Annotated in this window: 17 protein-coding genes and 1 tRNA gene; 11 read left to right on the top strand and 7 right to left on the bottom strand. The window is 62.0% G+C overall.

Annotation, left to right across the window (positions count from 1 at the left end):
- Positions 1-91: 91 nt before the first annotated feature.
- The 4 genes from D5261_RS15525 to D5261_RS15510 all read left to right on the top strand — a co-directional run bounded on the left by D5261_RS15525 (position 92) and on the right by D5261_RS15510 (position 7,449).
- Positions 92-373 (top strand): AbrB/MazE/SpoVT family DNA-binding domain-containing protein, encoded by a 282-nt coding sequence (locus D5261_RS15525; protein ID WP_119320416.1) that lies wholly within the window; start codon positions 92-94, stop codon positions 371-373.
- On the top strand, positions 370-2,238 hold the full coding sequence (locus D5261_RS15520; RefSeq protein ID WP_119320417.1) for a TolC family protein: 1,869 nt from the start codon (positions 370-372) through the stop codon (positions 2,236-2,238). Before D5261_RS15525 ends, D5261_RS15520 begins: the two co-directional genes overlap by 4 nt.
- Before the next feature lie 41 nt (positions 2,239-2,279).
- On the top strand, positions 2,280-3,836 hold the full coding sequence (locus D5261_RS15515; protein ID WP_165864036.1) for an efflux RND transporter periplasmic adaptor subunit: 1,557 nt from the start codon (positions 2,280-2,282) through the stop codon (positions 3,834-3,836).
- Between the two features lie 217 nt (positions 3,837-4,053).
- Complete coding sequence (locus D5261_RS15510; protein ID WP_119320419.1) at positions 4,054-7,449, top strand: efflux RND transporter permease subunit; 3,396 nt, start codon at positions 4,054-4,056, stop codon at positions 7,447-7,449.
- 54 nt (positions 7,450-7,503) lie between these two features.
- Here the strand turns inward: D5261_RS15510 and D5261_RS15505 are convergent, their stop codons facing one another.
- Together D5261_RS15505 and D5261_RS15500 are read right to left on the bottom strand one after the other, a co-directional pair.
- Positions 7,504-8,310, bottom strand: a complete 807-nt coding sequence (locus tag D5261_RS15505) for a serine/threonine-protein kinase (RefSeq protein ID WP_165864037.1) — start codon at positions 8,308-8,310, stop codon at positions 7,504-7,506.
- 133 nt (positions 8,311-8,443) lie between these two features.
- On the bottom strand, positions 8,444-9,286 hold the full coding sequence (locus tag D5261_RS15500; protein WP_165864038.1) for an AraC family transcriptional regulator: 843 nt from the start codon (positions 9,284-9,286) through the stop codon (positions 8,444-8,446).
- A 126-nt stretch (positions 9,287-9,412) separates the two neighbouring features.
- On the opposite strand from D5261_RS15500, the gene D5261_RS15495 reads away from it, so the two are divergent.
- The 3 genes from D5261_RS15495 to D5261_RS15485 are packed head-to-tail and all read left to right on the top strand — an operon-like array spanning position 9,413 to position 14,447.
- The gene (locus D5261_RS15495; RefSeq protein WP_218025533.1) at positions 9,413-10,309 is read left to right on the top strand and encodes a DUF1559 family PulG-like putative transporter; all 897 of its coding nucleotides are present in this window, start codon (positions 9,413-9,415) and stop codon (positions 10,307-10,309) included.
- Between the two features lie 21 nt (positions 10,310-10,330).
- Positions 10,331-11,134: a phytanoyl-CoA dioxygenase family protein gene (locus D5261_RS15490; RefSeq protein WP_119320422.1), complete on the top strand. Its 804-nt coding sequence runs from the start codon at positions 10,331-10,333 to the stop codon at positions 11,132-11,134.
- Positions 11,135-11,144: 10 nt separating this feature from the next.
- The gene (locus D5261_RS15485) at positions 11,145-14,447 is read left to right on the top strand and encodes a family 78 glycoside hydrolase catalytic domain (protein WP_119320423.1); all 3,303 of its coding nucleotides are present in this window, start codon (positions 11,145-11,147) and stop codon (positions 14,445-14,447) included.
- A gap of 216 nt (positions 14,448-14,663) precedes the next feature.
- Here D5261_RS15485 and D5261_RS15480 read toward each other — a convergent pair whose 3' ends face one another.
- The 3 genes from D5261_RS15480 to D5261_RS15470 are packed head-to-tail and all read right to left on the bottom strand — an operon-like array spanning position 14,664 to position 16,704.
- A complete protein-coding gene (locus tag D5261_RS15480) occupies positions 14,664-15,755 on the bottom strand; it encodes a type IV pilus twitching motility protein PilT (RefSeq protein ID WP_119320424.1) in 1,092 nt (363 codons plus the stop codon).
- Between the two features lie 17 nt (positions 15,756-15,772).
- The gene (locus D5261_RS15475; RefSeq protein WP_165864039.1) at positions 15,773-16,168 is read right to left on the bottom strand and encodes an anti-sigma factor family protein; all 396 of its coding nucleotides are present in this window, start codon (positions 16,166-16,168) and stop codon (positions 15,773-15,775) included.
- Entirely contained in the window at positions 16,165-16,704 is a 540-nt protein-coding gene (locus D5261_RS15470; RefSeq protein ID WP_119320426.1) for an RNA polymerase sigma factor, read from the bottom strand. Before D5261_RS15470 ends, D5261_RS15475 begins: the two co-directional genes overlap by 4 nt.
- A gap of 166 nt (positions 16,705-16,870) precedes the next feature.
- Here D5261_RS15470 and D5261_RS15465 point away from each other — a divergent pair, with 166 nt between their 5' ends.
- Positions 16,871-18,052 carry a VWA domain-containing protein gene (locus tag D5261_RS15465; RefSeq protein WP_119320427.1) on the top strand — a complete coding sequence of 394 codons (1,182 nt, stop codon included), beginning with the start codon at positions 16,871-16,873 and terminating at the stop codon, positions 18,050-18,052.
- Positions 18,053-18,121: 69 nt separating this feature from the next.
- Positions 18,122-18,754, top strand: coding sequence for a metallophosphoesterase family protein (locus D5261_RS15460; RefSeq protein ID WP_119320428.1), 633 nt, complete (start codon positions 18,122-18,124; stop codon positions 18,752-18,754).
- 53 nt (positions 18,755-18,807) lie between these two features.
- On the opposite strand, the gene D5261_RS15455 is transcribed toward D5261_RS15460, so the two are convergent.
- On the bottom strand, positions 18,808-19,263 hold the full coding sequence (locus tag D5261_RS15455) for an SRPBCC family protein (RefSeq protein ID WP_165864040.1): 456 nt from the start codon (positions 19,261-19,263) through the stop codon (positions 18,808-18,810).
- Between the two features lie 188 nt (positions 19,264-19,451).
- Here D5261_RS15455 and D5261_RS15450 point away from each other — a divergent pair.
- Together D5261_RS15450 and D5261_RS15445 are read left to right on the top strand one after the other, a co-directional pair.
- Positions 19,452-19,528: transfer RNA gene (locus tag D5261_RS15450), tRNA-Arg, on the top strand.
- 228 nt (positions 19,529-19,756) lie between these two features.
- Positions 19,757-20,533: a hypothetical protein gene (locus tag D5261_RS15445; RefSeq protein WP_119320430.1), complete on the top strand. Its 777-nt coding sequence runs from the start codon at positions 19,757-19,759 to the stop codon at positions 20,531-20,533.
- A gap of 78 nt (positions 20,534-20,611) precedes the next feature.
- Here the strand turns inward: D5261_RS15445 and D5261_RS15440 are convergent, their stop codons facing one another.
- Positions 20,612-21,082, bottom strand: a complete 471-nt coding sequence (locus tag D5261_RS15440; RefSeq protein ID WP_125205868.1) for a DUF6985 domain-containing protein — start codon at positions 21,080-21,082, stop codon at positions 20,612-20,614.
- Positions 21,083-21,087 lie beyond the last annotated feature (5 nt).

Genomic DNA, 21,087 nt, shown 5'->3' with positions numbered 1-21,087 from the left:
ACTATTGACAGAGTGTCACCCTTTGATCATAATACTATTCAGAAGTGTGTGATTTGTATGATTTTGACAATCAAGGGATGAATATTGACTTATGAGTGATGAGAAGCGCAGGAAACCGCATCGGTTTGAAGAGCATTTCTACGGGTCGGCGACCGTCGGCGAGCGCGGGCAGATCGTAATTCCCGCCGACGCCCGCAAGCGATTCCAGATCGAGACCGGCGACAAACTGCTGATCATGGGCACCCCGGACGATAAAGGGCTCGTGCTCTGCAAGATCGACGATATCCGAGAATTTATGACGATGTTCCTGGAGGGGCTTCAGAACATCGAAAAAGAATCCAACGACAGCACTCCGGAGGAAAAAGCCGCGTGAAGCCTCAAGTTACGGTCCGTTACGGGCGGCGTATCGCCCCCGCTCTCTCCCTTGCGTTCACTTCTCTGGCCGCGGGCGCATCGCCCGCGTTCTCGCAGGCGGCGGCGCCTGCCCCGACCGTGACGGCCCCCGCCGCCGGGGCCGCCACTCCCGAAACACCGGCTCCGGTCATGCCCACGCCAATCGCAGCGGCTCCCACGACGGCGGCGCCCGCCGCTGGGACAACGGCTTCGGCGAGCGGCGTCAAACTGATGACGCTGGACGAAGCGGTCGCGCTGGCGCTTTCCAATAACTCTTCGGTGCTGCTGGCGCGCGAGCGCTATAAGAAGGCTGGAGAACAGATCACGCAGGCGACGGCGCAGGCGTTTCCCACGGTCAGGATCGATGTCGGCGATACGCTGTCCAGCACGCGCGGCTACGGCAGCGGCGTGACCGGCGGCTCCAGCTCATCCGTCACGCTCCCGGGCGGCGGAACCATCCCGACCATCACGGATCAGGGCGGCGGCTCGGTGCAGACATTTGTCGGCGGCGGAGGCGGCGGCAACGCGACGGGCTCGGGGACCAGCTCCAGCGGCGCCACGACCACCAGCCCCTCATCCTCCAGCCCATCCGCCACGGGCGGCGGCACGGTCAATACGGGGGTCGGCGGCGGGACGACCAGCGGAACCAGCAATGGGACATCCAGCGGCGGAACTTCGACCGGGACCGGAACGGGCGCCGGCGGCGTAGCCCCCAACCTTCTGAAGCGACTGTCCGATGAAACTCAGGCCGCCGCGGCCACCGCCAGAGACACCACGGGCGGCACGGGAACGGGAACGGGGACCGGCACGGTCTCCACCAATGGGAGCCAGGGCAATTACAATACCTATGGCGCGCGGCTGAGCGTCACGCAGGGCGTCGATATCTTCCGTCTCGTGCCGGCGGCCGAGGATGTGCTGCGGCGGACACGCGACTTCTACCAGACTGATCTCGACCGAGTCAGCAATGAAGTGGCGCTGTCGGTCAAAACCGCGTTCTTCACCGTGCTGCGCGATCAGGAAGACGTCCGGGTTCAGCAGGAGCAGGTGACCGCCGATACCGAAAACGTTCGGATCACACAGGCGAAATACACGCAGGGCACAGTGGCGCAATACGACCTGCTGACGGCGGAGACCACGCTCTCCAGCGCGCAGCAGGCGCTTTACAAAGCGCAGAACCAGGTCAATATCGACCAGGCGAACCTGAACGCGGCGCTGGGAACGCCTCCGGACGCCGCCACGGCGGTCGATCCGGCCAGCCTCCCCGCCCCCACGGAGACATTCGATCTCCAGCAAAGCACGGCGACGGCTTACGCCAAGCGCCCAGAGATGATCCAGGCGGGCAACAACATCACGATCGCCGAAAAGCTCGTCAAGCTCGCCGGCGCGACGCTGCTGCCCTCGCTCAGCCTGACAGGCACGGCCGGCTACGCGGGAACTCCCTCCCCCGGCAGCAAGCGCGACTCTTACAGCATCGCGGCGGACCTGGGCATTCCGCTCTATGACGGCGGCACGACAAAATCCAAGGTGCGCTCGGCTCAGATCGATCTGGAGACCCAGAAGATCACCAAGTCGCAGCTGCAGCAAAACGTCGCGATCGAAGTGCGGCAGGCGTATTTGAATATCGAAAACGCGAAATCGCGGCTTGCCTCCGCCGCACAGGGCGTAACACAAGCGCGGGAAGCCGTGCGCCTCGCCAATGTGCGTTACCAGAACGGCATCAGCGCGTTTATCGAAGTCACCAACGCCCAGGCGCAGCTGGTGACGGCGGAGAACGATCAGCTCAGCGCATTTTACGACTACCAGACATCTCGCGCGCAGCTCATTCGCGCCGAGGGCGGACGTTGAACGAGAGGACAAACAGCACCATGCGAGGGACAGGAAGCACGATGATGCGTAGAACAAGGATTCAGGCAGCGGCGCTGGCGTTCCTCATCACCGCCGGCGCCATGGGAGTGGCCGGCTGCGGCAAAAAACCGGCGGATGACGCCGCGAAGAAAGATGCGTCCGGCATCGGCGGCGAAGGCGGAGCGATCCCCGTGGAGGCCATCACGGTTCAAACCGGGACGATCGAACAGACCGTGCCGGTCACGGGCAGCCTGGCGGCGCTTCAGGACGTCACGCTTTCGGCGAAGGCCAACGGCCGTGTCGACGCCGTGTTCGCCCGAGAGGGCGATTACGTGCATAAGGGCCAGCTCATGGTCCGCCAGGACACGACGGACCTGGAAGCTAATGTCCGCCAGCAGGAAGCCAATGTGCAGTCGGCGATCTCCAAAGTGTCGCAGGCGCAGACCAATTACAATATTCAAGTGACGCAGGCTAAGCAAAATGTGCTCCAGGCCCGCGCCCAGGTCGCCGCCGAGCAGCAGACGTATTTGAAGACGCTGCGCGGCTCACGCCCGCAGGAAGTGCTTCAGTCTGAGAGTTCGGTCACGCTGGCTAAGGCCAACATGAGCAACTCGCTGGTCACGCTCAACCGCAACAAGAACCTTTACGCGCAGGGCGCCATCGCGAAGGCCGATCTGGACACCGCGCAGACGACTTACGACGTCAACAAGGCGCAGTACGAAAACGCCGTCGCCGCTTTAAAGCTCGTTCAGGAAGGCAGCCGTCAGGAAGACATCGCCGCGGAGCTGCAAAAAGTGCGCCAGCAGCAGAATAACCTCAACAACGCCATCGCCAACGAGCAGCTGGTCGCCGTCAGGCGCGACGATATCGTTGCGGCGCAGGCCGGAGTCGCCCAGGCGAAGGCGACGCTGACATACAATCAAGTTCAGCTGCAAAACGCGTCGATCTACGCGCCGATCGACGGTATCGTCGCCTCCCGCTCCACCGAGCCGGGACAGATCGCCGCGCCGGGCTCGGGCCTGATGCGGATCGTCAACGTCAAGACCGTTTACTACCAGCCGACGGTCTCGGAAACGGACTTCAGCGACACGCATGTCGGCACGCCGGTCAATGTGACGGTGGACGCCTTCGCGGGCAAGACGTTCGCGGGCAAAGTCTCCGCGATCTATCCCGCCGCCAGCGCGGGAGAGCGCGGCTTCAGCCTGCGCGTGACCGTACCGAACCCGGACAACATCCTGCGCCCCGGCATGTTCGCGCGCGGCCAGGTCGTCACCCATGTCGCCCGCGCCGTGCCGATCGTCCCGACCACGGCCCTCGTGCCGGACTCCGGGACGAACGCCGCGGCCAGCAGCGACGCCTCGGTCACCACAAGCTCGCTGACGCCGTCACAGCATGTGGTCATCCTCGGTTCTGGAAATAAGGCGGAGATCCGCAAGGTTACGGTCGGGATCATCACCCCGGACCGCGCGGAGATCGCCAGCGGCCTCAAGGGCGGCGAAAAGATCATCACGGTCGGCCAGCAGAACCTGAAAGACGGCGACAAGCTAGCGGTTCTGGACACTGCCGGAGACAGCGGCGCGAAGGTGTCGCAGCGGTAAGATTCGAGAGGCTCTCACCCGGCCCTTCGCCAACTCTCTTCATTCGGGGAGAGGGTTAGGAGTAAGAGATTAAGATTTGGATCTTTGATCCAAATCAAAAAAATCCCTCTGACTCCCCCTCTCCCAAAATTGGGAGAGGGGGCGGGGGGGGTGAGGGCCATCCTGCCAATTTTCGTGGCGGCTCGACCGTCCGTACGGTCCTAGACGGAGAACAATTATGGGTGTCACCCGACTGGCGATCAATCGCCCGATCGCGATTATTATGCTGATCCTGGCCCTGGTCATCCTGGGCCTGATCAGCTACTCCAAACTTCCCGCGGAGCTGAATCCGAAAGTCGACTTCGGCGTCATCACCGTCTCTACAACCTATGCGGGCACCAGCCCGCAGGAGATGGAGACGCTGATCACCAAACCGATCGAAGACTCGATCTCCGGCGTCAGCGGCCTGCGTGAGATCACATCGACGTCGCAGCAAGGCGTTTCGACGATCACCTGTCAGCTCTATATCGGCACGGATCTGGATGCGACGGCGGCGGACCTGCGGCAAAAGATCGACGCCGTGCGCAAGATCCTGCCGACTCAGGCGGACAGCCCCGTCATTCTCAAGCAGGACACCAGCGCGCAGCCGATCATGTACCTGGCGATGCGCGGACCGCACTCCTCGCGAGACCTGCGCGTTCTGGCGGACAACGTCATCGTCGAGCGTCTCCAGCAGGCGCCCGATATCGCATCGATCAGTGTCTTCGGCGGCGACGTTCGCGAGATCCGGGTCGGCATCAGCCGCGACCGGCTGGCCGCTTACGGCGTGACCGTTTCGCAGCTCGCGTCGGCGATCCAGGCAGCCAACGCCAACGTCGCGGCGGGATATATCCAAAAGGGCAACCAGTACTTCTCCATTCGGTTCCTGGGCCAGTTCGCAAGCGTTCCGGAGATCAAGAACCTCCAGCTCAGCTTCCCCGCGCAGGCCGGAACACCGGCGGCGGGAACGGGAAGCGACGCAAACGGGACCTCCAACACCCGCGTGATCCGACTGTCCGATATCGCGACGGTGGAGGACACCACAGCGGAGCGGACCCAGGAAAGCACCGTCGATGGGAGCGACACCGTTCTGCTGGCGATCCAGAAGACCAGCGACGGCAATACGCTCAAGGCGATCACCGGGATCAAGAAGCAATTGCTGGAAGTTCAGAAGATCATCCCCAGCGATATCGAGTTCATCCCCACGGTCGATACGTCCAAGCAGGTCAAGGAAAACCTACAGGATGTCGTCGTCTCGCTGGGACTTGGCGCGTGTCTTGCGATCCTGATCGTCTATCTGTTCCTGCATAACATCCGGGCCACGCTCATCGTCGGCCTCGCGATCCCGACGTGCGTCATCGCCACCTTCCTGCCAATCTCGGCGATGGGCTTTACGCTCAACTCCATGACGCTGCTGGGCCTTTCGCTCGCCATCGGCGTCCTGGTCGACGACTCCATCGTCGTCCTGGAAAACATCGTCCGTCACCTGAGCCTGGGCGAAGACCCCATCACGGCGGCGATTCGGGGACGAACGGAAATCGGTCTGGCGGCGCTGACGCTCACGTCCGTCGACCTCGTCGTCTTCGTCCCGATCTCGTTTATGGGCGGCGTTATCGGCGAGTTCTTCCGCTCCTTCGGCGCGGCGATCTCCATCTCGGTCCTGCTGTCGCTGCTCGTCTCGTTCACGCTCACGCCCATGCTGGCCTCGCGCTGGTTCAAAAAGGGCGAGGCGCTGGAATCCGACGGCAAGGGACAGCGCGGCTTCAAAGGCTGGTTCAACCGCGGCTACAAGAAATTCGAGCACCGCTATCAGGGGTTCCTGCGGGTTTGCCTGCGCCACCCATGGATCGTGGTGGGCATCGGCACCGGCGCCCTGGTCGCCGTCCTCGTTCTGGTCGCCCCCAAACTCGGCTTCCGGTTCGCGCCGGGTCAGGATCAGAGCCTTGTCCAAGTCTCAGTCGAGGCGCCGGCGGGCTCGTCTCTGGCCTACACCAAAAGGATCACGGATGAGATCGAGCGCCGGATCAAGGCCGATGACTGGATGAAGGGCAAGATCAAATATGTCCTGACCTCCGTTGGCCAGTCCAACTCCACCGGCAGCGGCAACACGGGCACCCAGTACGGCAACATGCAGGTGTCGCTCTTCGACAAGGCCGCGCCGCTGGACAAACTGCCCTGGGCGCACCACGCCGAGCCGCTGCGCGATGTGGACGACACCGCCGTCGCGGCCCGCATCCGCGAGATGACCAACGACATTCCCGGCGCCAAGATCCAGGCCAACGAAGTCAACGGCTTCGGCGGCGGCGGCGCTCCGCTGAATATTCGCATCACCGGCTCGGACACCAACCAGCTTCTGGCGGCCACCGCCGCCGTCGAGGAGGAAGTCGCAAAGGGCAAAGGCGTCTACAACGTCGACTCGTCTTACAAGGCCAGTCAGCCGGAAGTTCAGATCCGTCTCGATCGCGTTCGGGCCGCCAACTATGGGCTTTCGCTCTCGGATGTCTCCAACGCCGTCTCGGCGACGATCCAAGGCGATATTAATGCGAAGTACCGCGATCCGGCGGATAACGAGCAGTACAACATTCGGGTCCAGCTTGCGGACCTCGACCGAAACAACGTTTATGACGTCGGCCAGATCCCGGTCGGTTCACAGAACGGAAACGTCATCAAGCTCTCGGACGTAGCCAATCTGACCTACGGCGTCGGACCGACCCGCGTGGACCGCCTCAACCGTCTGCGCGAGATCTCCGTAACAGCCTATCTGGCGTCGGGTACACAGATCGGCAACGTGCAGCAGAAGGTCGATCCAGGCATCAAGAAGCTCTTCGCCACCGGCAAATTCGGAGCCACCTCCTACGTCTGGGGCGGTGAGGCGCAGTCGATCTCCGAGGAAGGCCCGTACCTGCTGACGGCGATCGCGCTGGGCGTCGTTCTTTCGTACATGCTGATGGCGGCGCTGTTCAACAACATCCTGTATCCGCTGTCAGTCATGCTGACGCTGCCGCAGGCGCTGGTCGGCGCGCTGCTGATCCTGTTCATCACGCATACGCCGCTGTCGCTGATCGCCGCGATCGGCGTCATCATGCTCAACGGTTTGGCGGCCAAAAACGCCATTCTGATGGTGGACTACACCAACACGCTGCGCGGAAGGGGTTACCGGATCGTCGACGCGCTGCTTACGGCGGCCCCCACCCGACTGCGGCCCATTCTGATGACGAGCTCGGCGATCATCTTCTCGTCGCTGCCCACGGCCATGGCCCTGGGACGCGGCGCGGGCTTCCGCCAGCCGCTCGCCATCGTCGTCGTCGGCGGCGTGTTCGTCTCGACGGTCCTGACCTTGATCGTGATCCCGTGCACCTATCTGCTGTTCGACCGCTTCTCGGACTTTGTCAGCCGGGGCAGCCGCCGCCGTCACACGCCGGCCGGTACCGACACGCCGACCGCGCCTCCCGACGGACGCAACGGCAGCGGCCACAGCGACGGCAATGGAAACGGCAAGGCCAAGGACGTTCCCGGAAACGGCAACGGACACACGGCCCTGCCGCCAACGGACACGCCGCTCCTGCGGCCAAACCCCGCGCCCCCGGCGGTATAGCCCGTCACGGATCGGCATTCTCACCCATAAGGCCGGCGGTTTTTACCGCCGGCCTTATTTTTTCGTCTCTAGCATTCGCGCTTCGGACCAGTCTTGTGAGAACGCGGCGACGGTGGGATATCGATCCGCAGGCCGCTCCGCGCAGGCGCGCAGGATCACAGCTTGCGTAGCCTCTGATCCGCGCCATGCGCTTCGCTCCAATGTCCCATCTCCCAAAAAGACAGCGGCGGCGCGCCCCAGCGTAAATACCGTGGTGCTCTGATCGATCGCCGCTCCTTGGACATGCTCTTCCGGGGCCATAAAACGCGATGAGCCAAACATCTCCCCCATTTTGTTGGTGAATGCGCCTTTATGGTACATGTCGATATCGACCAGCCGAAGCCGGCGGCGGTCGAAATCGTACATCAGGGCGCCGTCATAGAAATCGACCGCAACCCACTCTTTCTGGGCCAGGCGTTCATGGACCTCAAAAAGCGTATCCAGCGCCAGAGCGATCTCGCCGGCCGGAAGAGTGCGAAAACGCTGGAACGCCGAAGCCGGATCCTCACGCTGCTCGCGCGATGTTCCCAGGGATTCGCCCTCCATCCACTCATAAATCAAGAGCGGGCCATGGGGCGATTCGCTCACAGCATGCTCCAATTGGGCGAGCGCCAGGTCGGGACACTCCTCCCACAGCAGTTTCGCGTTCCACAAAAGCGCCACTCGCGCCTCATGCGGGAAGAAGCATTTTGCGTAATCCGGACGTCCCGCCGTCTTCACAAAATAGCGATCTTCGCCAATCTGAACGCCATAGGAAATGTTGCCCGAATCCTGAGTGTTTTCATCGAACGTGGCGAACACTCGGCCAATTCGATTCAGCAAGCGCTCGGGCGTCTCATCAATCTTCGCAATATCCCTCCAGGAAAACATCGCGCTCCCTTTCTTCGCTGATGGACTTCCAAGCTTTAGCCCCGCACTAATGTCCTCGGACAACAGCATACCCACCAGACGCTCGCTACTGTGGCCCGGCTCGGCGATACTCGCGCGGCGTGACTCCGACGATCTGCTTGAACCGCTTGGAAAAATGGAACTCGTCTGAGAAGCCCAGATGCGACGCGATCCGCTGATGCGTCATCGTCGTCAGCTTCAAGAGGCTCCCGGCGACGGCGAGCCGCCGCTGTGTTCGGTACAGCCCCGGCGACACGCCGTAATGCTTTTGAAAGCCTTTGCGGAAGGTTTCGTAGGATACTCCCAGCTCCCGCGCCATGGCCGGCAGGTCGATCTCGGTCTCCAGCTCCGCATCGAGGGCCGCTTTCGCCGCCGACAGCCAGGCCGGCGTTCCAGGACCGGGCGGCGGCGCGCTGTCGCGGGCGTAGATTTCCATGAGCAGCGCCAGTAGCCGGCTGACTTCCGCCGCCTTTTCCACCGGCGATTGCGACGCCGGCAATGCAATGACCGACTGCAAGCGCGCGAGCCATGCGTCAACCGGCTCTAAATGACGGATAGGCCGCGCGGCGTCCAAAACACCCTGCGCGCGGCAAAGGTCGAAGACCGGACCGTCGAAGATCACATAGCATTCGCTCCAATACTTCCCCGGCCGCGTCGTATAGCGATGCGGCAGCTCGGGAGTCACCAGCACAAGATCGCCGGGAACAATCCGATGCCGGCGCCCATTCGCATCGCAATATTCCCCCACGCCCTCTAAGAAATACACAAGCGCGTAATTTCCGTACACGCGCAGAACACCCCGTTCGGTGCCCGTCCCTTTGCGGATCACCCCCAGGCCAGTGATCTGTCCCAGCGGCGTGGGAATATCGTTGAAATAGAGTATTTGCGACTCATGTGGATGCAGCGCCATGCCGCATCTTACCATAATCGACAAGTTTTACGCCAGTTTCGCCATGGCGCATGCGAGTATTCCGCTCTATAATACATCTAGAACGCGCAGCCCTCATGGCATGATCAGAGCAAAAAGGAGACCACCATGTCAACCCATGCAATCCGATCGCGGAGTGGATTCACACTCATTGAGTTATTAGTAGTTATCGCAATCATAGCGATTCTCGCAGCAATTCTCTTTCCAGTCTTTGCGAAGGCGCGCGAAAAGGCGCGCCAAATTTCGTGTCTGTCCAATATGAAGCAGATCGGCCTCGGCGTCACCCAGTACAATCAGGATTACGACGAGAATTTCCCCACCGGCCCGCTCGCCGGATCGTTAGGACAGGGCTGGGCGGGAACGGTTTATCCGTACGTCAAGAGCACCGGCGTATTTCACTGCCCCGATGATCCGACCTCACAGATGACGAACCCCGCGAACAGCGTCGTTTCTTATCCCGTTTCCTACGCCGGCAATCTCAATTTCCTGCGCACAGACATTCCCTCTTCTGATAATCGAGTCGCCGGGCAGTCCATCGCGGCTCTCGTGGCTCCGGCAAACACGGTGCTGCTGTGTGAAGTGCATGGGATTTATGGTCCCATCACCGATATTGGCGAGAACGGCGGCCTCAACGGCGTCGCCTCCAGCGTCAGCAACGGCAACCCCGGCGGAGGCGTTTACCCATTTCGCGGGGGTAACGGACAGGGCGGCAACCTGATGACCGGCTGCCTGGGCAAACGAGACTGCACGAATTCCGTGCTGATTCCGCCCTATGGCGAAGGCTTTGCCGCCAAAACGGGCCTGCATATGGATGGCTCTAACTATCTGATGACCGACTGCCACGCCAAGTGGTATCGCGGGACATCCGTCTCTGGAGGATATGTCGCCGCCGCCGAAGACTGTAACGAAGACGGCTCGCCGGCCCTGCCCGACTGCGCCGCCAATGGCGGCATGGCTGCGGGGACAGGGAATAGTCAGTTTGCGGTGACATTCAGCACACGATAGCATGAAAGGAACAGCGCGCGCATGAACACTCAGTTGACGGCCGATCAGATCGCGTTTTATCAGGAAAACGGTTATATTGTCCTGGAGAACTTCCTCACTCCCGACGAGCTGGAGCGTTGGCGATGGGCGACGGATGAATCCGTGGCGCAGCGGCTGGAGGCGGTCAACCCTGGCCTGACCAACCAGTCCAATCCCGATGCGTATTTCGCCCAGGTCTTTACCCAGTGCCTGAAGCTCGCGGACACCCACGCGGGAATGCGGGAGATCATGTTCGACCCGGAACTCGGCAAGGTCGCGGCGACGCTCGCCGGCGTGGAGGGCATCCGAATCTGGCACGATCAGGCCCTGATCAAGCCGCCCTACGGCAACCCGACGGCCTGGCACCTGGACAATCCCTACTGGTCGTTCTCCTCGCGGGACTCGATCTCGATCTGGGTGGCGCTCGACGACGCCACGCTGTCCAATGGCTGTCTGTACTATGCGCCCGGAACCCAGAAGACCGCCCGCGACGAGACCGTGGATATCGGAAAGCAGCTGGGCGGCCTCTTCAGCGTCTATCCCGAATGGCGCGCGATCGACCCCGTCGCCGGTCCCTGCCCCGCCGGGTCGGCGGTTTTCCATAACGGCCTGACGGCGCATGGCGCGGGGGCCAATATGACGAATAAACCAAGGCGCGCCATGACCTGCGCGTATATGCCCGATGGCTCAACCTTCAACGGGACGAAGAATATCCTGCCTAAAGACTATTTTGAGTCGCTCACCATCGGAGACGCGCTGAACGACAACACGATGAACCCGCTGATCTGGTCGCGAAAGAGTTCTTAAAAGATTGACTATGATTGACATTCCCAATGGCTTCCACGCCGTCCGCCGGCGGGCGTCCCGCATTGCCGGCGCTCTTTTTCTCGTCCTTGGAGCTTCCTGCGCGGGGCTTTCGGTCGCCGGGGCGGCGTGCGCCTCGCCGCCGATTTCTCCGGTCACATTCCGCCGCATGACGTGCGAATATCTCGACAGCCCCCAGGGGATCGATATCGCCGCGCCGCGCCTGAGCTGGCGGGAGGTGTCGAATACGAAAGAGTTCACCCAGCAGTCGTACCGCATTCTGGTGTCTTCCTCGCCCGCGTTTCTCGCCGCCGGCAAGGGGGATGTCTGGGACAGCGGCGTGACACGCAGCCCCGAAACAAACCTCATTCCCGTTCGCGGGCGCGCGCTGGCGTCACGCGAGCGGTGCTGGTGGAAGGTGCAGGTCTGGGACCGCCAGGGCCGGCGCTCGGCGTGGAGCCAGGCGGCGACATTCACCATGGGGCTGCTGTCGCCGCGTGACTGGCGCGCCGACTGGATCGGATTGCGCGCGACGGGTCAGGACAGCGAAACCCAGGCGTTTCTGTCGCAGGCGCGCTGGATCTGGTACCCGGAGAGCGGACAGCCGCGCGAGGCGGCGCCGATCGGGCGCCGTGATTTTCGTATCCCCGTGCGTATCCCCGACGGCAGGACCGTGACGCGAGCGATCTTTATTGGAACGGCGGACAATCAGTTCGTGCTTTCCGTGAACGGACGCGAAGCGGGACGCGGCGACAACTGGCGCCAGCCACGGACAATCGACGCGACCCGGTTTCTTCATCCCGGGTTAAACATGCTCTCCGTACAGGCGAGCAACATCGGGGAGAATGGCCCCAATCCGGCCGGTTTTATCGGAGCGCTCAAGATCCAGTATCAGGACGGCGGCGCGCCGACCGTCATTTCAACAAACGCGCAATGGATGTCGTCCCAAACGGCGAACGCCGGAAACGCTGCTCCAAGCGACACAGGCGACTGGCGGCCGGCGGTGGAGCTCGGCGCCAACGGCGTCCAGCCCTGGGGCGTCGTGTCGCGCGAGGATCTCTCCGGCGACCGCCCGCCGCTCGCGGCCCGGTACCTCCGGAGGGAGTTCGACGCGAAAGCGCGCATCGTCCGCGCGACGGCTTATCTCTGCGGCCTGGGCTTCTTCCAATGTTTCGTCAACGGCAAACCCGCGACGGATCATGTGATGGACCCGGCGCTCTCCGACTATGAAAAGGCGGCCTACTACGTGACCGCCGATGTGACGCCGCTGGTGCGCTCGGGGAAAAACGCCATCGGCGTCATGCTGGGCAACGGGCGGTTCTTCGCGCCGCGATTGACCTCGGTGGGCTCAACAAAAGACTACGGCGTTCCCCGCCTTCGGATGCAGCTGGAGATCGTCTACGCCGACGGATCGCGGCAGACGGTGGCGAGCGGCCCCGGCTGGAGCGCGAGCGACCAAGGGCCGATCCGGACAAACAACGAGTATGACGGCGAGACGTACGACGCGCGGATGGCGTTCCGCGACTGGACGCTGCCCGGCTTCTCTCCGCAGGACGGACGCTGGGCCAAAGCCGAGGTATTGCCGGCTCCCGGCGGACAGCTCCGTTCGCAGATGATCGAGCCGATGCGCGTCACCGAAACCCTCCGCCCCATTCGCGTCACGAGCCCCCAGCCCGGCGTATATCTCGTGGATATGGGGCGCACGTTCTATGGAACGGTCCGGCTGCGCGCCCGCGCGGCGCGTGGCGTCACCGTGCGGATGACCAGCGGATATGAGCTGCTTCCCAGCGGCCTCATCAAAACCGCCGACAACCGCTCGGCGAAGGCGACCGACGTCTACACATTCGCGGGAAATGGTGTGGAGACCTGGAGCCCGGTATTCAAGGGCCAGGGATACCGGCGCATTCAAGTCACGGGTTTTCCCGGAAAACTGTCCGTGAATAACTTCGAGGGGCTGATCGAACACACCGATGTCCGCCCCGTGGGCAGCTTCTCCTGCTCTAACGTCCTGATTAACAAAGTCCACGACGCCATGCGCGAGGGGATGCGCATGTTTCTGCGGAGCGCGCCGCTTGACCCCGATCGAGATGAGCGGCAGTCTTGGATGGGCGATCCGGCCAAAGACAGCGAGAGCGAGGCGTATAACTTCGATGTGGCGGCGTTTTACACAAAGTGGATGGACGATGTCCGCCGCTCACAGCGTCCCGACGGAACGATCCCGGATGTGTCGATGTACTGGGAGTTCGGCTCCGGGGTGGAGTGGCCCAGCGTCTTTACGATCATCCCCGATTGGTACGCCGGCTTCTACGCCGATACACGATTGGAGCAGCGCAACTATGAAGCGATGAAACGCTGGGTGATCGCCATGAAGAAATTGCATGGCCGGCCGGACGGAACGCTGGAGGGCGCGGGCTACGGCGATTGGTGCGACACCTATTCGATGGACGGCAAGGGGCCGGATTCCGGCTCGACGCCGCACGATCTTGTCTCCAGCGCTTATCAGTATCACAATGTCCGGATTCTACAGCAGGCGGCCGAGCGAAATGGAATGACGGAGGACGCCTCGATGTGGCGCTCCATTGGAGACGCGCTCGCGTCCGCGTTCATGACCAAATTCTACGATCCCCACACGCGCTCCTATACGAGTGGAACGCAGTGCTCCTTCGTGCTGCCGCTCGCCTTCGGCCTCACGCCGGCGGACCCGGCGCAGCGCCAGGCGATCGTGGACAACTTGGTCAAGGACATCACGGTCACTCATCACAACCATCTGACGGTCGGGCTGCTCGGCGTCCAATGGCTGTTTCAAGTCCTCAGCGACTCCGGCCGGCCGGATGTGGCGTGGACACTCGCTACCCAGCGGACCCGTCCGAGCTGGGGATACATGATCGATTACGGCTCCCGCTCGATCTGGGAGCGCTGGGACTACGACACCCGCGATCCCGGCATGAACAGCGAAGCGCTGCTAATCCAGGCCGGCAACGTGGACGCCTGGTTTTACCAAACGCTGGGCGGCATCCAGTACGATCCGGCCAAGCCCGGCTTCGCGCATATTCTTATCCACCCGCGCATGCTCGGGGATCTGACCTGGGTGAAATGCCGCTTCGACTCTCCGCACGGCCTCATCGTGTCCAATTGGACGCGCCAGGGACAGTACGCGACCATGAACGTAACGATCCCCGCGAACACCACGGCCACCGTCACGACACCCGACGGCGCCGCCCACGAAGTCGGTTCGGGAGCCTGGGTGTGGAGATCGAGCGTGGCGGCGGGAACGTGGGCGAAGGAGGGAAGCGCGCAAGCGCGGGCCAGGTACTAAAGCACCTGGCTGGGGGTTGCTTCGCAACCAGTGCCCAAAGGGCGCCCACCGTGCCGGACGGAAGAGAGTATTCGCAGGCGTTTCTTTGCTCTTCCGTCCGGCACGGACGGTCGGCGCGAAGCGCCCCCAGCACTGTACTTTAGTGCGGTGATCAGCTCGCGCCTGCGACATTGTATCTTCGCGTGGCGTGAGCGCTTCCCCTATACAAACTTTCCCCTATGAACTTTGCTCCTGCACCCCCACCTCAACCGGCCGCGGCCCCAGGCGTTCGCGGTTGTCGACGGCGTTCCAGGCGGTATCGTAGGTGATATCGCCGCGCCGATAGGCTTCGAGGACCGCGTCGTCCATGGTGCGCATTCCCTCGTCTCGGCCCGCCTCGATCGCCACGGTAAGATCCGTCGCGCCGCCGCCGATCAGGCCGCGCACGCGTGTGTTCGCCAGCAGAATCTCGTTGATTGGGATGCGGCCTCGGCCGTTCGCGCGCGGCAGAAGGCGCTGGCTGATTACCGCCGCAAAGGAACGCGCCAGCATTCGGCGCATTGTATCCGGGGAATCCGGGAAGGATTCGATGAGCCGCTGGATCGCTTCCGAGACGCTGACGGCGAACAGCGTGGAAAAGACGAGGTGGCCCGTTTCGGCGAGCGCGAAGGCGATCCGGACCGCCTCGGGCGTGCGCAGCTCGCCGATGAGGATGACATCGGGATCGGCGCGCAGGGCCGACAGCGCGCCCTGCTCGACACTTTCGATGTCGGCCCCGACTTCCCGCTGGCTGATCAGGCTCATCTTGCTCTGATGGACATACTCGATGGGGTCTTCGATCGTGATGATCCGCTCGCGGCGGGTTCGGTTGATTTCATCAAGCATCGCCGCCGTCGTCGTGGACTTGCCGCTGCCGGTCGGCCCGACGGTGAGGATCAAGCCGCGTTTCAAATTGGCGAGACGCCGGAACGTCTCCACATCGTCGCCAAACAGGGCCTCCAGTGTAGGAATACTGGTCGGGATCAAGCGAAGCGCCGCCGCCGCGCCATCCCGAGTTTGAAAAAAGCAGCTTCGGAACAAGTGTCCCTCCCACTCGATGCTTTTGTTGACGTCGCGGCCGCTCCGGAAGGCGCCCAGCTCTTCGTCGGACAGATAGGAAGCAAAGAGGCGAGCGACATCGTCCCGGCCAAGCTCCGCCAGAGGCTCGCCGTTTAAGACCACCGGCGAAAGGGCGCCCCAGTAACGCAGCGTCGGCGGATGCTTTGCGGCGAGATGCAGGTCCGAGGCCTGGCGTTCGATCATTTCCGCGAGCAAATCGTTAAGTTCCATGATATTCTTCTCCAGATTCAAACGAGATGAAAGGGCGAGCGCGTCGATTTACGCACATACGGCAAATCCAGCGCCGTGCTTCGCGCCGGGGAAGGCGGCGCCTGCTTGAGCGCAAGGCGCAGCTCAGACACTTCAGCGGACAAAGAGCGCATCTCTTCGCGCATCAGACGCATTTCGGCGAGCAGCGCCTGAGTGAGCATCTCCGGCTCGATTTGGGCTTGCACGGCCTCCCAGACGTCGAAGGTTTCACTCGGCGCGGGAGGCGCATCACGGATCGCCTGGAACTCGGCAAGAGTTTGCGCGCAGACGGCGCAGCGCTCCAGGTGGCTCTCGCACGCTCGGCGTGGATCGTCGCCGAGTTCTCCGTCCAGCAGCGCCATCAGCTTCGGTCGAATTGTCTCACAATCCATCATTCTTCTCCATTCAGCCATTGCCGCAGCGACCGGCGCAGGGCGTCCATGGCCGCATACTTTCGCGACGCCACCGTGCCGTACGGGCAGCCGACAATCTCCGCGATCTCCTGATACGTGAAGCCTTCGTATTCGCTGAGCGCCACGATCGTGCGCTGCTCTTCGGGTAACTGGGCCAGCCCCCACGCGAGGGCCTCCCGCAATTCGCACGCCGCCGCGCCGCCGGCCACGGGGATCTCTCCCACGGCTTCGACGTCCCACGCCACCGCCGGCTTGCTGCTGCGTTCTCGCAGAATATCGATGCAGATGTTGCGCAGGATCTTATGCAGATACACGGCAAGGCTCGACTGCCGCCGGTATCCGGCGCGATTACGCCACACCCGGATCATCGTCTCTTGCACGGCGTCCTGCGCGGCGCAGCGATCGCCGAGGATCGCGAACGCGGCTCGCCCCAGCCGCTGCTGATGCGCTTTCACCAGGCGCTCAAACGACGACGCATCGCCGCCCGCCACGCGCCGCATCAAAGTTTCGTCGTCCAATGCCCCGGCCTCCACAGTGAATAACGGAAATGGCGGGCATTGGATTCGCTCGGGGAAATAATATTTGGGGGACGATGGCGGAGCGGGTCAAAACTCGTCGATCGCAGACAAACAAAAAGCTTGACACATTGTTGCGAACATCCCACAATAGGTCATGGAAACAGTGATGGATCGAACGGATGAGCGCCAGCGGCGCTGGCGTTTATTGCTGGGGGGAAACGAGGCGGACGGGATCGGCTGCGCGCTGAGCGACCAGGACGCCGCGATCGACCGGGCGCTCAGCGCGCTGTACGATCCCACGATGTCCGGCGGCTTTTCGTCGAAGGGCGAACGGCGCGGCGGTTCAGAGGCGTCGGCGCCGAATGTGGCGCGGTGGCTGGGGGATATCCGCAGTTACTTCCCGGCGTCCGTGGTCCGCGTGATGCAGCAGGACGCCCTGGAGCGGCTCAATCTTCGGCAAATGCTGCTGGAGCCCGAAATGCTGTCGGCGGTCGAGCCGGACGTGCATCTGGTCGCCACACTGATCGCGCTGAAGAACGTTATCCCCAGCCGCACGCGCGACACCGCGCGGCAGGTCGTGCGCCAGGTCGTCGAAGACTTGCAGAAGCGTCTCGCCAGCCCCACGCGGCAGGCGGTGCAGGGCAGCCTGAACCGGGCGATCCGCAATCGCCGCCCGCGTCACAACGAAATCGATTGGAACCGGACGATCCGCGCTAATCTTCGCCACTACCAGCCCGAGTACAAAACCATCATCCCCGAAACGCGCATCGGCTTCGGACGCAAGCGCGCCGCCCTGCGCGACATCGTCCTCTGCATCGACCAGAGCGGCTCGATGGCGACCTCCGTCGTCTACGCCAGCGTCTTCGGCGCCGTGCTCGCCTCGCTTCCCGCCGTGGATACGCGCATGGTCGTCTTTGACACCAGCGTCGTCGATCTCACGGAAGAACTGCACGATCCGGTCGAACTGCTCTTCGGCGCGCAGCTCGGCGGCGGCACGGACATCAACCGCGCCCTCGCCTACTGCCAGGAGCATGTGCGCCGCCCGCAGGAGACGATCTTCGTCCTGATCAGCGACCTTTACGAAGGCGGCGACCGCAACCAGATGCTCAAGCGCATCGCCACACTCGTCAGCGCGGGCGTCCAGTTCATCGCCCTGCTCGCCCTCAGCGACGACGGCGCTCCCAGCTACGACCACCACAACGCCGAAGTCCTCGCAAGCCTTGGCGTTCCCGCCTTCGCCTGCACTCCCGACCAGTTCCCCGCCCTGATGGCCGCCGCCATCGGCCGCCAGGACATCGGCCAATGGGCCGCCGCCCAGGAGATCGTCACCGCCCGGCGCGGCGCGTAATGGCGCCATTCCAACGAATGCCATCGTTCCTATAAGTTCCCACAAGTGGAAGCTTGTGGGATTCCGCCGATGAGAACGCTTCCCCTCATGCGCACCGCCATCATCACCGATATCCACGGCCATTACGACGGTCTCCTCGCGGCGATGGCCGACATCGAAACCTGCGCCTGCGACCGTACGCTCTGCCTCGGCGACATGGTGGACGGCGGCGACGGCAGCGACGCCGTTGTCCGCTTCCTTCGCGACCACGACATCCCCACCGTCTTCGGCAATCACGATCACTACAACGACCTGGACCTCGCCCCCGATGTCCAGGCGTTCATCGACACGCTCCCCGAAACCATCGTCGAAGGCGACGCGCTCTACACGCACATCTCCCCACGCGCCCGGCAAAACAAGATCGCCGATCCTTACGAAGCCTGGAACGCCTTCGACGAAACACCCGCCCGCCGTATCTTCGTCGGCCACGCCCACCTCGCGGCCATCTACGGCGAACAGAGCGCGGAATTCGGCGCCGCCACCTCCCACCTCATCCAGTACAACCATCCCTGCCGCCTCGACCTCACCGACCGCTACCTGATCACTGTCCCCGCCATCGGCTACAGCCGCGACCGTATCGACCATCCCCGCTACTGCATCTACGACGACGCCCAGCAGACCCTCGAACTGCGCCTGCTCGACGTTCCCTGCCTGCGGTTTTGATCGCAAGGGGAGCGCGGCGGCTCTCCCCTTGCTCGGCGCGCCTTCGACCGCTCTTACTCGTTGTGGCCGCCGTCTCCCTTGGGAAGGCCCTGGCCCACGCTGAGAAACTGCTGCAAGCTCTCGGAAACGAAGAAATTCCATCCCTGGTTGCATTCTTCGTAGCATTCCATACCGGGAACCAACCCGCGATGGACCATCGTGACGCCAGTCACTCCATTGCCTTCCGACAGCTCCCAGAGCACGCTCGTATCGCTCCATTCGGTCTTGTCGCTGAGCCAGTTCAGATTGCAATTCACCACTTGCCACACAATCTTCTTGCTCGGCTCGGCTTCCGTAATTTCGAAATCGACAAACGTTCCCCCGAAGCGAACCTGGAACGTATCTCCCAATTCCCGGGCGCTTCCGCTGAAGTTCTTCGCCCACCATTCCGAAACGCGGCTAATCTTTTCAAACGCCTCCGCCGCCGAGACGGGGGCTTCGATCCGGCACAAATAATCCTGAGCGACCATTTTTCTCTCCTTATCTAAACTGAAACTCTTGCCCTGGGTCATTACGCAACCCATGAGATGCATTATATCCCGCACAGCCATAAAACGCAACGCAAAAGTTGCATATTTTCAAAATATTTTTACCCCTCGCCAAACAAACTCCTGCCCCTCTTGACAAGATTCCCCACAAAAGGTAGACTTTCAGCAATGGCTTCGTAGCTCAGCGGATTAGAGTACTTCCCTCCGAAGGAAGGGGTCGCGCGTTCGAATCGCGCCGAGGCCACCATAGAAGCAGCAATCGCCCTCGTCAGTTTTGACGAGGGCTTTTTTTGTGAGCTATCCATGATGCTCCTGTAATAAGTCAATTACAAACCAATGCGAACTCGATCTTCCGCCAGATTTCAGTAATTATTTCTATAATCTGTTATCCCTTGAAATCGATGGAAGGAATTCCATCACGCTAACAGTAATTACCCTAGCAGCCAGACATTATCTCCCATACAAGGAACATGCATTGAAACATTCTTATCAGTCCGCCCTGATCTTCGCGGGTGTCGCCGTATTGACGGCTTTTGGTCACGTTGCCGGAGCCGCCGGTAAGGACGCGGCCGCTCCCGCTGTGATCCCTACGGCATCGGCGGAAGCCATCGCGTCGGCGGCGGCGAATGGGAAGTATTTGCTGACCGAGCGAACGCCGGTCCACATGGTGCTGGACGAACAGTTGAAGTCGGGGGACTCCAAAGTTGGGCAGGATGTCGCGTTCCATACAGACCAGGACATTTATAACGCGGAGCATATTCTGCTGATCCCCGCCAATTCACAGGCTTTTGGACAGGTCACACAATCGTCACGCCCCGGCGCATGGGGGAAGGCGGGGAAATTGAACTTTACTTGCGATTACATTTTGCTGCCCGATCGATCCAAGGTCGCGCTCCGATCCAGCACAAACAGCGTGCACGGAAAAGACAACTCAGCCGCGCTTGTCGGCGGCATTCTGGCGTTCGGTATCTTCGGCGGATTTGTGAAGGGACGCGATGTGACCATTCATAAAGGCGACGCTTTCACGATGTATGTGAACGCGGACACGCAACTGCCAGCCTTGACGGCGGGCGGCGCCCCGGCGGCTGCTCCCGCCGCCAGCGGACGGACGCTGTTTACGCTGAACAATGGAAATCAAATCGCGGGAACGCTTCTTTCGCTCGATAACGGCGTTTACACAGTCAACACAGATGCCGGCAAGCAAACGGTGAAGGCGTCCGACGTCAAAACGATGTTCGCGCTCGCCAACTAAAAGCACTTCGGACATAAAAAACTCCCGTCGCGCGGGCATCCGTGCGACGGGAGTTTTTGCGTCAGATCTCTCCGGTATTCACGGCATAACGACGGCCACGATCTCCCAATTACGGTAACAAGTCTTCAAGCCATGCTCGACATCCCAGGAGGTTGACCACTCGATGGCGAGGTCGCAATCCATGTCTTCCTGATCCTCGGGCGATTGCCTGGGGATGTGAATGGCGACGGGCGCGGTCAGATCCCAGATCTGTTCGGGGGTGGTGAGAGTCGGGAGGTATTCGCCGATCTCGTCTTGGGCGAGGAACGTGCGGTACATTTCGTTTTCGTCCTGGTAGTACTGGAAGATCGCGGCTTCGAGGCCGGGCTTGAGAGTGTCACGCTTTTCGAGAAACTCACGGAAGCGCTGGCGCTGGTGTTCGGTTGGTCCCGCTTTCTCGTCGGCGTCGATCAAAAGAAGAATTAGTCGTCCGAGAAACTCAACTGGTTCGCGAGCCTCCCAAATCCCGTCGTCGCCGACAATGGTCCCGAATACAGGATCTTGGATCACTCGCT

The organism is Capsulimonas corticalis, assembly GCF_003574315.2.
GTDB lineage: Bacteria > Armatimonadota > Armatimonadia > Armatimonadales > Capsulimonadaceae > Capsulimonas > Capsulimonas corticalis.
This window is presented reverse-complemented; position numbering and strand designations above follow the sequence as displayed.